Source organism: Isoptericola cucumis (assembly GCF_014635665.1).
Taxonomy (GTDB): domain Bacteria; phylum Actinomycetota; class Actinomycetes; order Actinomycetales; family Cellulomonadaceae; genus Isoptericola; species Isoptericola cucumis.
The window spans coordinates 68924-82704 of sequence record NZ_BMDG01000016.1 but is presented as its reverse complement, the minus strand read 5'-3'; the positions used below and the strand labels follow the sequence as shown (position 1 = coordinate 82704).

The 13781-nt window shown below is 73.8% G+C and carries 12 protein-coding genes; 4 read left to right on the top strand and 8 right to left on the bottom strand.

What is annotated here, in order from left to right; translation table 11 throughout:
- Window positions 1-6: 6 nt before the first annotated feature.
- The gene (locus IEW03_RS19025; protein WP_188525291.1) at window positions 7-1260 is read right to left on the bottom strand and encodes an MFS transporter; all 1254 of its coding nucleotides are present in this window, start codon (window positions 1258-1260) and stop codon (window positions 7-9) included.
- 68 nt (window positions 1261-1328) lie between these two features.
- Here IEW03_RS19025 and IEW03_RS19020 point away from each other — a divergent pair, with 68 nt between their 5' ends.
- A complete protein-coding gene (locus IEW03_RS19020; protein ID WP_188525290.1) occupies window positions 1329-1637 on the top strand; it encodes a GNAT family N-acetyltransferase in 309 nt (102 codons plus the stop codon).
- Here the strand turns inward: IEW03_RS19020 and IEW03_RS19015 are convergent.
- Window positions 1576-2490, bottom strand: a complete 915-nt coding sequence (locus IEW03_RS19015) for an SDR family oxidoreductase (protein ID WP_188525289.1) — start codon at window positions 2488-2490, stop codon at window positions 1576-1578. The genes IEW03_RS19020 and IEW03_RS19015 overlap by 62 nt on opposite strands.
- Before the next feature lie 13 nt (window positions 2491-2503).
- Window positions 2504-4195, bottom strand: coding sequence for a phosphoglucomutase (alpha-D-glucose-1,6-bisphosphate-dependent) (pgm, locus tag IEW03_RS19010; protein WP_188525288.1), 1692 nt, complete (start codon window positions 4193-4195; stop codon window positions 2504-2506).
- 97 nt (window positions 4196-4292) lie between these two features.
- On the opposite strand from pgm, the gene IEW03_RS19005 reads away from it, so the two are divergent.
- Window positions 4293-5183, top strand: coding sequence for a LysR substrate-binding domain-containing protein (locus IEW03_RS19005; RefSeq protein ID WP_188525287.1), 891 nt, complete (start codon window positions 4293-4295; stop codon window positions 5181-5183).
- A gap of 40 nt (window positions 5184-5223) precedes the next feature.
- Here IEW03_RS19005 and IEW03_RS19000 read toward each other — a convergent pair whose 3' ends face one another.
- The 4 genes from IEW03_RS19000 to phnA are packed head-to-tail and all read right to left on the bottom strand — an operon-like array spanning window position 5224 to window position 10687.
- A complete protein-coding gene (locus tag IEW03_RS19000) occupies window positions 5224-6681 on the bottom strand; it encodes an aldehyde dehydrogenase family protein (RefSeq protein ID WP_188525320.1) in 1458 nt (485 codons plus the stop codon).
- Window positions 6682-6722: 41 nt separating this feature from the next.
- Window positions 6723-7919, bottom strand: coding sequence for a TIGR03364 family FAD-dependent oxidoreductase (locus tag IEW03_RS18995; protein ID WP_188525286.1), 1197 nt, complete (start codon window positions 7917-7919; stop codon window positions 6723-6725).
- A 46-nt stretch (window positions 7920-7965) separates the two neighbouring features.
- Window positions 7966-9294, bottom strand: a complete 1329-nt coding sequence (locus tag IEW03_RS18990; protein ID WP_188525285.1) for an MFS transporter — start codon at window positions 9292-9294, stop codon at window positions 7966-7968.
- A gap of 25 nt (window positions 9295-9319) precedes the next feature.
- Window positions 9320-10687 carry a phosphonoacetate hydrolase gene (gene phnA, locus IEW03_RS18985; protein ID WP_188525284.1) on the bottom strand — a complete coding sequence of 456 codons (1368 nt, stop codon included), beginning with the start codon at window positions 10685-10687 and terminating at the stop codon, window positions 9320-9322.
- A 138-nt stretch (window positions 10688-10825) separates the two neighbouring features.
- Between phnA and IEW03_RS18980 the strand changes: the two genes are divergently transcribed.
- Both IEW03_RS18980 and IEW03_RS18975 read left to right on the top strand, forming a co-directional pair.
- Window positions 10826-11527, top strand: a complete 702-nt coding sequence (locus tag IEW03_RS18980; RefSeq protein WP_188525283.1) for a DUF4336 domain-containing protein — start codon at window positions 10826-10828, stop codon at window positions 11525-11527.
- A 52-nt stretch (window positions 11528-11579) separates the two neighbouring features.
- Window positions 11580-11915, top strand: a complete 336-nt coding sequence (locus IEW03_RS18975) for a rhodanese-like domain-containing protein (protein ID WP_188525282.1) — start codon at window positions 11580-11582, stop codon at window positions 11913-11915.
- Window positions 11916-11933: 18 nt separating this feature from the next.
- On the opposite strand, the gene IEW03_RS18970 is transcribed toward IEW03_RS18975, so the two are convergent.
- The gene (locus tag IEW03_RS18970) at window positions 11934-13508 is read right to left on the bottom strand and encodes a Na+/H+ antiporter NhaC family protein (protein ID WP_188525281.1); all 1575 of its coding nucleotides are present in this window, start codon (window positions 13506-13508) and stop codon (window positions 11934-11936) included.
- Window positions 13509-13781: the final 273 nt, after the last annotated feature.

The window sequence follows — 13781 nt, the reverse complement described above, 5'->3', positions numbered from 1 at the left end:
CCGTGGCTAGACGTCCGCCGCGGCGTAGGCCCGCTTCTTGCTCAGCACCGGCAGCGCGACCAGGGCGAGCACGGCGCACGCCCAGCCGCCCGCCATCGTCACGAAGAAGCCGGCGTGGGAGCCGGCCGCGTCGATCCGCACGCCGGCCAGCCACGAGCCCACCGAGACGCCGACGCCGAGCGACGTGCCCACCCACGTGAGGCCCTCCGTGAGCTGGTGCGGCGCGACGAGCGCCTGGACGAGGGCGTTGCCGTTGATCAGGGTCGGCGCGATGCCGATGCCCGCGACGAACATGACGGCCGCCAGCACCAGCAGGTTCTCCACCAGCAGGAACAGGGTGACGCCGACGGCCAGCGCGCACGCCGTGATCGCGAACCGGCGCGACAGCGGCGACAGCCAGTGCCGGGCCCCGTAGCCCAGGCCGGCGAGCATCGACCCCAGCGCGAAGCACCCGAGCACGAGCCCGGCCTGCCCCTTCGCACCCTGCTCCTCAGCGAACGCGACCGTGGCGACGTCGCTCGAGCCGAACATCACGCCCATGCCGACGAACACCAGCGCCAGCAACGGCATCCCGGGCATGCGGATCGCCGAGCCCGTGGGCGGTGCCACGGCCGCCGGCTGCCCCGCGAGCTCCGCCGTCGGGACGGGGGACGACCCCGACCGGACCGGAGGCTCGGTGCGCCGCTGGGACAGGAACCACGCGGCCCCGGCGCCGCCCACGCCGACGGCCACCGCCAGCCCGGCCCACGAGGTCACGCCGGTGGCGAGCAGCGTCGCGAGCACCGGCCCGACGACGAACACCAGCTCGTCCAGCGCCGACTCCCACGCGTACGCGGTGTGCAGCCGGCCCGCCTCCGGGACGGCGTGCGACCAGCGCGCGCGGGACATCGACCCGTACGACCCCTGGCTCGCCCCGCCGACCGCCGCGAGCACCCACAGCACCCACTCCGGCGCCCCCAGCACGGCGGCGACCGCGAGCCCCAGCAGCCCCGCCGTCGTCGTGACCAGCATGGGCACCATCACGCGCCGCTGGCCCGCACGGTCCACCAGCCGCGCGATCTGCGGTGCCACGACCGCCTGCGCGACGACCAGCACCGCCGACACCCGCCCCGCGGTCGCGTACGAGCCGTACAGGGCCTGCACCATCAGGACGGTGCTGATCCCCACCATCGACATCGGCAGCCGCGCGAAGAAGCCCGCGGCGGAGAACGTGGCCGCCCCGGGCAGGCGGAGGACGTCGAGGTAAGGGTTGCGGGGCACGCCCGGATTCTCGCACCGCCCGGGGCCCCGTGCCGCGGCCGGTGGCCGGCGGGGCGATCATGGCAGGCATGACCGACAACCGAGAGCAGATCACCGTCGTCGACGACCGGGAGAACCAGGTCTTCCTCGCCCGTCTCCCCGACGGCAGCTCCGCCGGCGGCGCGTACTACCGGCGCTCCGGCGGCGTCGTCACGTTCACGCACACCGAGGTCGACCCCGCCTACGAGGGCCGCGGGATCGGCTCCCAGCTCGCGGCCGGCGCGCTCGGGCACGTGCGCGACGCAGGCGAGACGTTCGTGCCGCTGTGCCCGTTCATCAAGGCGTACGCCGAGCGGCACCCGGAGTACGCGGACCTGCGGGCGTCGTCGGGCCGGTAGCTCCGTCGCCCGGCCGCCGCGACGCCCGCCACATGGCGACGAGGTCGCGGGGACGGTACCGCAGGTAGACCTCCTGGGGACGAGCTCGGCGCATCAGGGCGTCGGTGCCCCCGTCGCAGTAGACGACCTGGCCGGTCATGAACCGGTTGGCGGGGGAGACCAGGTAGGCGATCAGGTCGGCCACCGGGGCGACGGGACCGGGCGCGCCGAGGGGCTGCGGCAGGGCCGTCCGCAGCAGCGCGGCGTCCCGGTCCCACGTACGGGTCACGACCTCGGTGGCGATGATCCCGGGGGCCACGGCGTTGAGGACGATGCCGTTCCCGGCCCAGGGCGGGGTCACGGCCGTGGCCCTGGTCCACTGGTTCAGCGCCGCCTTGCTCGACCGGTAGAGCTGGGTCCCCAGCCCGATCCGCGAGAGCCGGTGCGCCACCGCGAGGGCGCGTGGCTCGTCGCCGCGGAGGCAGGCCCGGACGAGCGCACCGCTCCCGCGGTTCAGCGTCGAGGACGAGGAGACGACGACGGCGGCGGGCGAGTCCGAGGCCGCCAGCGAGGCGCGGAGGCCGTCCAGGACTGCGACCGCACCGAAGTAGTTCAGCGCGACGGTCTCCGGGCGGGAGGCGCCCGTCCCGGCCGCGGCGACGAGCCCGTCGACGCGACCGCCGCTCAGCGCCTCGACCTGGGTGACCAGGGCGGTGCGGCCCTCGGCGGTCGTCAGGTCCGCCCGGACCTCGACGTCCGCACCGAGCCCGCACGCGACGACCCGGTCGCCGCGCGCCCTCAGGACGTCCGCGACCGCCCGGCCCAGGCCCGAGTCGGCGCCCGTGACGACGACGGTGCGCGGCGCGCCGGTCATCGTCGGCCCGGGCTCAGGCGTCCCCCAGCGCGCCGTCGACGAGGTCCTTCGCGGCGGCCTGGACCTCGGCGAGGTGGTCGGCGGAGACGAACGACTCGGCGTAGATCTTGTACACGTCCTCCGTGCCGGACGGGCGGGCCGCGAACCACGCGTCGCTGGTGGTCACCTTGAGGCCGCCGATCTTCGCGCCGTTGCCGGGCGCCTCGGTGAGCGTCGCCGTGATGTCCTGTCCCGCGAGCGTGGTGGAGGCCACCTGGTTGGGGGACAGTGCCGACAGCTTCGCCTTCTGCTCGCGGGTGGCGGGCGCATCGACGCGCGCGTACCAGGACTCGCCGTGCTCCGCGACGAGCTCGCGGTGGTGCGCCGACGGCGACCGGCCGGTGGTCGCGAGGATCTCGGAGGCGAGCAGCGCCAGCAGGATGCCGTCCTTGTCCGTCGACCAGACGCGGCCGTCGCGGCGCAGGAACGACGCCCCCGCCGACTCCTCGCCGCCGAAGCCGACCTCGCCCGTCAGCAGCCCCGGCACGAACCACTTGAACCCCACGGGCACCTCGACGAGCGTGCGCCCCAGGTCGGCCGCGACCCGGTCGATCAGCGCCGACGAGACGAGGGTCTTGCCGATCGCGGCGTCCGACGGCCAGCCGGGCCGCGCCCCGCCGTACAGGTACCGGATCGCGACGGCGAGGAAGTGGTTCGGGTTCATCAGGCCGCCGTCGGGCGTGACGATGCCGTGCCGGTCGGAGTCCGCGTCGTTGCCCGTGGCGATGTCGTACGGCGCCTCGCCCGCGGCGTCGGGCCGCATCGCCGCCACGAGCGACGCCATCGCGTACGGCGACGAGCAGTCCATGCGGATCTTGCCGTCCCAGTCGAGGGTCATGAACGACCAGCGCGGGTCGACCTGCGGGTTCACGACGGTGAGGTCGAGGTCGTAGCGCTCGGCGATGGCGCCCCAGTACTCCACGGACGCGCCGCCGAGCGGGTCGGCGCCGATGCGCACCCCCGCCGCGCGGATCGCCTCGAGGTCGAGGACGTTCGGCAGGTCGTCGACGTAGGTCGTGAGGAAGTCGTGGCGGTGCGTGGTGTCGGCGGCGAGCGCCTCGTCGAGGGAGAGGCGCCGCACGGACGCCAGGCCGCCCGAGCGCAGGATCTCGTTGGCGCGGTCGGCGATCCAGCCGGTGGCCTCCGAGCCGGCGGGCCCGCCGTGCGGCGGGTTGTACTTGAAGCCGCCGTCCCGCGGCGGGTTGTGCGACGGCGTGACGACGATGCCGTCCGCGGAACCGGGACCCTGCGCGCGCACGCCCTCGTCGGTGGCCGCTCCGTTGTGGATGAGGATCGACTGCGACACCGCCGGCGTCGGCGTGAACGAGTCGCGCGCGTCGACCATCACCGTGACGCCGGCGGCCGCGAGCACCTCGACAGCCGTCTGCCACGCGGGCAACGACAGCGCGTGGGTGTCACGGCCGATGAACAGCGGGCCGTCGGTGCCCTGCGACGCGCGGTACTCGACGATCGCCTGCGTGATCGCCGCGATGTGCGCCTCGTTGAACGCGCCGTCGAGGCTCGAGCCGCGATGGCCCGACGTGCCGAAGACGACCTGCTGGCCCGGGTCGTCCACGTCCGGGGTGCGGTCGTAGTACGCACCGACCACCGCGTCGACGTCGATGAGGTCGGTGTCCTGGGCCGGCTGTCCTGCTCGCTCGTGCATGCCCCGATCTTGCCAGCACTTGTGGTGGCCCGGCAGGGGGGCCCACCCGATAGCGTGTGGACGGCGCCGGCGCCGGGAAGGTCGTGACGACGAGATCATGGTGAGCCTCAACCAGCTCGAGGTGCTGGTCGCGGTCGTCGAGGCCGGCGGGTTCTCCGGCGCGGCGAAGTCGATGTACCTCAGCCAGCCGTCGGTCTCCAACCACGTGCGCAACCTGGAGAGCTCGCTCGGCGTCCGGCTCGTGGAGCGCACCACCCAGGGCGCGCGGACGACGCCGGCGGGCGACGTCGTCGTCGACCACGCCCGCAGCATCTTCCGGCTCCTGGAGTCGCTCGAGCAGCAGGTGGCCGGGTTCCGGGGGCTGGGCGCCGGCCGGCTCCTCGTCGCGGGGACGACCACCCTCGGCACGTACCTCCTGCCGCGGCTGGTCGCGGACTTCTCCTCCCGCGCCCCCAACGTCGACTGCCAGATCCGGGTCGGCAACGAGCAGGCCGTCGAGGAGTGGATCGTCCGCGGGGAGGCGACCCTGGGGCTCTGCATCGACGAGCCGCGGGAGCACCTGGAGGCCGAGCCGCTGCTCGAGGACCAGATCGTGCTCGTGGCCGGCCCGGGCTCGCCGCTGGCCGGCCGGGACCTGACGCCCGCCGACCTCCGGGGCCAGCGGTTCCTCCTGCGCGAGCGGGGCTCCGCCACGCGCCGGCTCCAGGAGGAGATCCTGCACGCGTGGGGCCTCGAGTCCGAGCCCCGGTGGGAGCTGTGGGGGCCGGAGACGCTGAAGGAGGCGGCCGCCGAAGGGCTCGGCGTCGCCCTGCTGTCCGAGCACGTGACGGTGCGAGAGCGGGCGGCGGGCCAGCTGGTCGCGCTCCGGGTGGAGCCCGCGCCCCCGCGGCGCACCGTCTCCCTGGTGCGCCGCGCGGACCGCGTGCTCACCCCGCCCGAGGAGGCCTTCGTCGCGATGCTGCGGTCGCTCGGCTCCTGGCCGGGGTGAGCGCCGGTCCTGTCGCGCCGGTCCTGTCGCGTCGGTCCGGTCAGTACCGGATGCAGGCGGACCGCAGGTCGGTGTAGAAGTTCCACACCGCCGGCGAGCACTCGGGCGCGCCCAGCTGGGACGCCTTCGCGCCCATGTGTGGCAGGTGCGAGTACGCGCCGACCCCGGGCCGGTTGACGTGCAGCATCCCGGCCTCGAAGTCCTGCAGAGCCTGGAAGATCAGCGCCGGATCCTGGGTGAAGATCGTCCCGGACATCCCGTACCGCACCGAGTTCGCGATCCGCATCGCGTCGTCGTACCCGTCGCAGGTGACGACCGACAGCACCGGTCCGAAGACCTCCTCCTGGGCGATCTCCGCGTCCCACGCGACGTCGTCGAGCACCGTGGGCCGCACGTACCAGCCGGGGGTGTCGAGCTCCGCCGCGCCCCCGCCGGCGACCACCCGCGCGCCGTCCGCCGTCGCGCGGGCCACCGCGTCGAGGCACGCGCGGTAGCGCTCGTCGTTGACCACCGGGCCGATGTCGGCGGCCGGGTCGTCGCCGGGGCCGATCGTCATGGCGTCGACCCGGGCGACCAGCCGCGCGACGAGCTCGTCGTGCACGGCCCGGTCGACGACGACCCGGCTCGTGGCCGAGCACCGCTGCCCGGACTGCCCGAACGCCCCGTGCACGACGGCGTCGACGGCGGCGTCGAGGTCGGCGTCCGCGAGCACGATCAGCGCGTTCTTGCCGCCGAGCTCGAGCTGGGTGCGCATCAGCCGGCCGGCGCCGGCCCGGTTGATCGCCGTCCCGACCGGCAGGGAGCCGGTGAACGAGATCCCGGCGACGCGCGGGTCGTCGACGAGCGTCTCGCCGGCCTCCCGGTCGCCCTGCACGAGGTTGAGGACGCCGCCCGGCACACCTGCGTCGACGAACGCCTGCACGAGCAGCGCCGACGTCAGCGGGGTCAGGGGCGACGGCTTGAGCACGGCGGTGCAGCCGGACAGGAGCGCCGGCGCCACCTTCCAGATGGGGATCGCGACCGGGAAGTTCCACGGCGTGATGAGCCCGACCACGCCGATGGGGCGGCGGAAGGTCATCGCGACGGTGCGCGGCTCCTCGGCCGGGGTGGTCTCCCCGTTGAGGCGCCGCGCCTCGCCGGCCGTGAACTCCAGGATCGTCAGCGCCCGCGTCACCTCGCCGCGCGCCTCGGACAGGCGCTTGCCCTGCTCGCGGGTGATGGCCCGGGCCAGGTCCTCCGCACGTTCCTCGAGGAGCCGCCCCGCCCGGGTGAGCACCTTCGCGCGCTCGATCGGGCCGATCGCGTCCCAGGCCGGCCGGGCCGCCTCGGCGGCGTCCACCGCGGCCGTGACGTCGGCGGCGACCGACTCGGTGAAGTCGCCCACCACGTCGGTGATGTCGGCGGGGTTGACGTTCGGACGGGTGCCGCCGGCGCCGCTCGGCACCCAGCGGCCACCGACGTGGTTGAGCAGGTGGTCGGGCGCGACCTTGAAGTCCATCGGGTTCACCGGAGCTCCTTCGCTCGTCGTGCGTGCTGAGGTCACGCGTGGTCGGTCGTGGCGGCGGCGAGGGCGGTCCGCGGGCCCACCCTCCCGGCGAGGTGGTCCTCGGCGAGGCCGAAGGAGAGGGTCATGCCGGCGCCGCCGAGCCCGTTCGCCACCCGCACGCCCGGTTCGGGCTCTGCCACGAGGTGCGGCGTGCCGTCGACCAGCGACGGGTAGACGCCGTGCCAGTACTCCTCGATGCGGCGGTCCGGCAGGCGGACGAAGCCGTCGAAGTAGTCGAGGATCGCGTCGAACACGGCCTGCTTCTCGAAGGGGTCGTGCGTCGGCGCGTAGTCGTGACTGTCACCGATCGTGACAGCCCCCGACGCGGTCTGGGTCGCCAGGACGTGGATGCCGTGCTCGCGCTGGAACGGCAGCTCGTCCGCCATGCGCTCGCGCAGGGCGCCGAGCGAGGAGAGCCGGGAGAAGCTGTCGTAGTGCAGCAGCGTGAGGCCGGCGCAGAGCGTCGGCCCCAGGTCCCAGCCGCCGGGCTGCGGGACGGTGCGCATCATCTGCAGCTTGCACTTGCGCGCGACGTCCGGGCCCCACAGCTCCGGGTAGAGCGTCTGGAAGTCCGCGCCGCTGCACACGAACACCTGCTCGCAGCGCAGGTCGCCCGCACTGGTGCGCACCCGGGGCAGGTCGATCTCCCGCACCAGCGCGCCCCAGACGAAGCGGACACCGTGCCGCTCGGCCAGCCAGCGGGCCACGGTGGGGATGCCGACCGTCGGGTCGACGTTGACCTCCGTGGGGCTGAACATGCCGCCGACGACCTCGTCGGGGACGACGGCCGGGCTGAGGTCCACCACCTCCGCAGCCGTCACGAGCCGGGCGCCCCGCTCGACCGCCGGCCCACCCTGGGCCAGGAACTCCTCCAGCACCGCCAGCTCGTCGGCGTGGCGGGCGACGGCCAGGGAGCCGGTGTCGGCGATCCACATGCCCGTCTCGGCGGCGACCGTGCGCCACACGTCGGCGCCGCGGCAGCCGCGCTCGTAGTCCGACCAGTCGTCGCCGTGCACCTGGCCGATGGGCCAGATCGACCCGAAGTTGCGGATCGAGGCCCCGACGGCGCGGTCGTCGCGCTCGACGACGGTGACCCGCAGCCCGCGGCGGGCGCAGGCGAGGGCGTGGGCCAGGCCGGCGATGCCGGCTCCGACGACGACGACGTCGGTGTCGTCCAGAGTGGTGGTCATCGCTACTCCTTGGTCGTGCCCGGGCTCCGCCCGGGGAGGGTGCCGGTCAGGCGGAGACGGGGCGCCGGTTCCACTGCGGCGCCAGGACGGCGGCGGCGATCGCGGCAGCGACCGCGAACCCGTAGAAGAGCGCGCCGCCGCCGAGGTAGCCGGGCAGCAGGCCCCCGAGGATGGCGCCCACGGAGCCGCACCCGTTGATGAATCCGGCGGCGCCGGCAGCGTGCCGCGACGTCCCGAAGTCGACGGCCGCGACTCCGGAGATCATCGCGTCCGCGCCGTAGGCGGCGAGGCCGATCAGGGCGAGCGCCCCGCACACGAGCGGCACCGAGCCGGTCGCCGTCATCGGGCCCCACAGGCACAGCACCCCCACCAGGAGGGCCAACGAGATCACGCAGACCGGGACCCGGCGGGCGCCGAAGACCGTGTCTGACAGCCAGCCGCACACGATCGGGGCGACCACCCCGGCGACGCCGAACGCGATCGGGACGAGCACGGCGGTGAGCTTGTCGACCTCCGGCATCGCCTGGATCACGAGCACCGGGCCCCACAGCAGGATCGCGTACCGGGCGGGCTTGAGGAGGAAGTACGAGACCCCGAGCCGCAGGATCATGCTGTCGTGCCGGGCCGCGGCGAGCAGGTCGCTCAGCCGCATCCGACGACGCCCCTCCTCGATCGCGGCGGTCTTCTCCCCGGCCTCCGGCAGGTCGGAGTCGATGACGTCGATGTCCGGCAGCCCGCACTCACGCAGGTTGTTGCGCTGCAGCGCCACGAAGACGACCAGCAGGGCCAGGATGACGAGGCCACCCGTGAAGAACGCGGCCCGCCAGTCGTGCAACACCGAGTAGGCGAAGAAGCCCGCCACCGGGGCGGCGACGAGGCCGCCGAACGCGTAGCTGGTGGAGAACATCCCCATGGCCCGGCCGCGGCTCTTCACGGTGAAGAACGACGCGATGTTCTTGCTGAGCGCCGACCACCCGGTCGCCTGGGCCAGCCCCTGGACGATCATCAGCGGCGCGAACAGCCACAGGGCCGACCCGAAGCCCATGAAGATCGCGGCGAGGCCGGCGAAGATCATGCCGCCCGTCACGACGACGCGGGTGCCCCACTTCTCGGCGACGGCTCCCCACGTGAACTGCCCGATCGCGTACGCCGCCAGGTAGAGGGCGTCGAGGTTGCCGAGCACCCCTTGCGTGAGCGTCCCGTTGACGGTCGGGTCCTCGAGGATCCCGACCTTGGCCGCCGAGAACGACGAGCGCGGGAAGTAGAACGCCGCGTACGTGACCCACGAGACGACGAAGACCTGGGTCTGCCAGCTGCGCAGGCTGCGGCCGGCCTTGCCGGTCGCCTGTGAAGCGGTGTTGCGGAGGAGAGACATCGTCGGCTCCCTTTCCGTGCGGTTCTCAGACCCTGGCGCTCGCCAGGGGGCGGTCGACGTCGGAGGCGCCGCTGACGAGGGTCGTGCCGACCCAGAACGCGTCGTAGTTGTGGAGGTACGCCTCGCGGCCGTACGGCTCGTCGAGGGGCTCGGGCCGGGGCAGGGGGCGGTTGACCACGAACGGGATCTGCAGCTCCCCGAGGGCTCCGTGCGAGCGCAGGGGGGCGTCGAGGCCGCTGAGGTCGTGCCACGCGGCGTACCGGCCGAGGGCCGTCCCCTTCTCGGCGAGGACCACGACGTCCCCGATCCGGTCCGGGGGCAGCGAGAACGTGGCCGCGGCGTCGTCGCGCAGGTGCACGGCCTGGACGCCGGGCACGTCGCGCAGCCCGCGGGCGGTCGCGGCGGCGTCCGCGCCGTCGGGCAGGTGCACGCTCGCGAACGAGCCGAGCGCGCCGTGGTGGACGGTGTACGGGTCGGTGATCGGGAGGATGACGCGCAGCCCGTCGCTGCCCGGCTCGGCGCCGGCCGTGCCGAGGATGCGCCGGACCTCGTCCTCGACGTAGACCACCTGCGCGACGCCGGCGTCGTCCGTCTTGGCGCTCATCCCGTGGTCGGCGGTGAGCACGACGATCGCGCCGAGCGCGTCCAGCTCGGCCGCGTAGTGGTCGATCATCGCGTAGAAGTCGTTCGCGACGGGCGTGCCGGGCGCGTTCTTGTGCTGGATGTAGTCGGTCAGAGACAGGTACATGAGGTCGGCGCCGCGGGTGCGGAGGATCTCGACGCCGGCGGCGAGCGCGAACTCGCTGAGGTCGGCCGAGTACACGCTCGGCAGCGGCCGCCCCACCAGGTCGAGCACGCCGTCGATGCCGTTGGCCTCGACGGTGGCCTGGTCGGCCTTCTCGGCGGAGAAGCAGATGCCTCGGCGGCGCGGCTCCACGAACTCGCCGCTGCCGCCGAGGTCCGGTCCGGCCTCGACGAGGCCCGCGCCGAGGAGGCGGCGCAGCTTGTCCTTCGCGGTGACGACGACGACGTCGAGTCCGGCGTCGTTCGCGGCGCCGAAGACCGTCGGCACCCGCAGGAAGCGCGAGTCGTTCATCAGCACCTCCTCGCCGGTCGTGGTGTCGAAGATGTAGTTGCCGCTGATGCCGTGCACGGCCGGGGGCCGGCCGGTCGCGATCGAGACGTTGTTCGGGTTCGTGAGGGCCGGCATGGCGCAGTGCGCCTCCCACGACGAACCGGTCGACCCGAGCGTCCGCGCGAGCCAGGGCATCCGGCCCGCTGCGACCGCCTCGCGGTGGTAGTCGGGCTCGGAGCCGTCGATGCAGATCACGACGACGGGAGCGTCCGGCATCGTGTACGAGCGGTCGTTGACGGTGAAGGAGGTGGCGGTCACGTGGGCTCCCTGGGGTCGGCCGGGCGGGTCGTCGGGTCGGCGATGCTCACACCCTCCCGGCCGTGCGCCGCCCGGGGAACCACCGATCGTCCTATGCCCGCCATAGCCTCGACGGGACGGCGCGGATAGCGTGGACGGATGAGCGGATGGTCGGAGCTCGGTGACGGTCTGGTCGTGGTCGACGGCCCCGTGGTCCGTGACACGGGGATGCCGTTCACCACGCGGATGACGGTCGTCACGCTGTCCGACGGGTCGTTGTGGGTCGAGTCGCCGGTCCCGGCGAGCTACGAGACCCTGACGCGGCTGACGGGGATCGGGCCGGTGCGCCACCTGGTGTCGAACACGCCCCGCCACGTGTGGCGGCTCGACGCCTGGCACGAGCTGTTCCCCGACGCCGAGCTGTGGTCGGTGCGCCACACCCCGGTCACGCTGCGGCGGACGACCCTGCCGCTGTCGGGGGTGCTCGGTGCCGATCCGCCCGCGGCGTGGGCCGCGGACCTCGACCAGGCTCCGCTCCTGGGCAGCAGGCTCCTCGAGGAGGTCTGCTTCTTCCACCGCCGGTCGCGCACCCTGGTCCTCGGCGACGTCGTCCAGGTGCACCAGCAGCTGCCCGGCCGCGCGTTCTCCAACGCGGTCAAGCGGTGGGGCGGCGTGGCGGCACCCGACGGCGGGACGTCGGTCGACATCAGGCTGTCCTTCCGGGACCGCGGCGCGCTGCGCGCCAGCGTGCGCCGGGTGCTCGACTGGGACTTCTCGCAGGTCGTGCTCGCCCACGGGCCGGTCGTGACGCACGACGCACGGGCGTTCGTGGAGCGGGCCTTCGCCTGGGCCCTCGACTGACCGGACCTCGAACGGGCCCTCGCCCGCCGGGCGCGGCGCCTACCCTGGTGGCATGTTCCCGCCGATGCAGCCCGACGTGCCGACCCTCGACGTGCGCGACCTGGACCCCGCCGCGCCGCTGCCCGAGGGCGCGACCCTGCTGGACGTGCGCGAGCAGGACGAGTGGGACGCCGGGCACGCCCCCGGCGCGGTGCACATCCCGCTGGCCGAGCTGCCCGCCCGCCACGCCGAGCTCGACGCGGACGCGCCGGTCTTCGTCGTCTGCCGCACGGGCGGCCGGTCGGCGCAGGCCACCCGCTTCCTCGTCGAGGCCGTCGGTTACGACGCGGTCAACCTCGACGGCGGCATGGTGAGCTGGTCGTCCCGCGGGCTGCCCGTCGAGAGCTGAGGGCTCGGGAGCGGACGCTCAGGCGGGGACGGCGACCGGACGCGTCGCGAGGCGCGCGACGACGGTGAAGACCGCGAGCCCGGCCAGTGTCACCAGCAGGCCGACGAGCGTGCCGGCGCCCAGCGCGACGGCGACGTAGCCGAGCAGCGCGCACCCGGCCGCGACCGCGAAGTACGGCAGCTGCGTCAGCACATGCGTGATGACGTTGCAGCTCGCCCCGGTGGCGGACAGGATCGTCGTGTCCGAGATGGGTGACGCGTGGTCCCCGCCGACGGCGCCGGCCAGCACGGCACCCATCGCGGGCAGCAGCAGCTCGGGCGAGTCCGTCGAGGCGATGATGCCGCCCACCAGGGGCAGCAGGAGCCCGAACGACCCCCACGACGTCCCGGTCGCGAACGCCATCCCGAGCGCGACGAGGAACACGAGCGGCACCAGCCACGCCGTCGGGATGCTGGCGCCCTCCACGAGCCCGCCCAGGTAGGCGCCGGTGCCGAGCTCGTCGATCAGCGCCGCGAGCATCCAGGCCAGCACGAGGATCTGCACGGCGGGCAGCATCGAGCGCACGCCCTCCGACCAGCCCCGGCCGAACGTCCCCGCCGCGAACCGCGGGTTGGGCGCCGTGTAGCGCAGGTACAGGGCGACGGCCGAGACGAGGCCCGCGATGCCGCCCCACATCAGGGCCTGGGAGGAGTCGGTCGCGGCCAGGACGTCGACGGGGTTCCAGCTGCCCGACGCGACGTGACCGGTCCACACGATCCCCGCGAGCACGCCGACGACCAGCAGCACGAACGGCACGACGAGCGCCCGCTTGGCGCCGGGGTGGTGGACGGGCAGGTCCTCGGACAGGCGCCCCGGCAGGTCGGCGGCGTCGGCGAACGGGCGGCCCTCGGTGACGGCGCGCTCCTCCTCCGCCCGCATCGGCTTCAGGTCGATCCCGAGCAGCGCCACCAGCCACACCAGCACCAGCGCGGCGATCGCGTAGTAGTTGGCGGCGGCGGCGCCGAGGAACGCCTCCACGCTGCCGAGGTCGAGCGTCGTCGCCGCCACGATCGGCACGAGCAGCCCCATGATGTACGCGCCCCAGCTGGAGATCGGCGCGAGCACCGACACGGGCGCCGACGTCGAGTCGATGATGTACGCGAGCTTGGCGCGGGACACCCGATGCCGGTCGGTCACCGGGCGGCTCACCTGGCCCACGGCGAGGGCGTTGAAGTAGTCGTCGATGAAGATGATGATGCCGAGCACGGCCGGCAGCACCTGCGCCCCGCGGCGCGTGCGGATGCGCGTCATCGCCCAGTCCGCGAACGCCCGCGTGCCGCCCGACATCATGACGAACGCCGTCGTCACGCCCAGCATCAGCAGGAACGCCAGGATGTAGACGTTCGACGCGTTGAGCGCCCCGTCCGCCCAGAAGATGCCCGCGAACGCGCCCCAGACCAGCCGCAGGGTCTCGAGGGGAGCGAAGTCCGCCACCAGCAGCGCCGCCGTCAGGGCACCGACGCCGAGGCTGACGAGCACCTTCTTGGTGATCACCACGAGCACGATCGCCACCAGCGGCGGCAGCAGCGTGAGTGCGGGGTACGTCTCGATCATTCGCAGCATGCTACGTGGGGCCGCGCCCAGGGCCGGACAGGCCGCGCGCAGCCATGCGGGTAGCCGCGCACCCGCGGGACCGCAACCGGTGCGGCCCGCCCTCGGCAGAGTTCGCCGAGAGTTCGCGGAGGAGCTCCTGACGTTCGGCTGACCGGCCACCGGCCGTCACCAGACGGTTGCCCGGGCTGCATAACGTCGTCGTCGGCATGCCGGAGCGCCCTTGGCCAGGGCGTGTACTCGATCCGCTCTCACCGATCACATCGATCTCGGAGG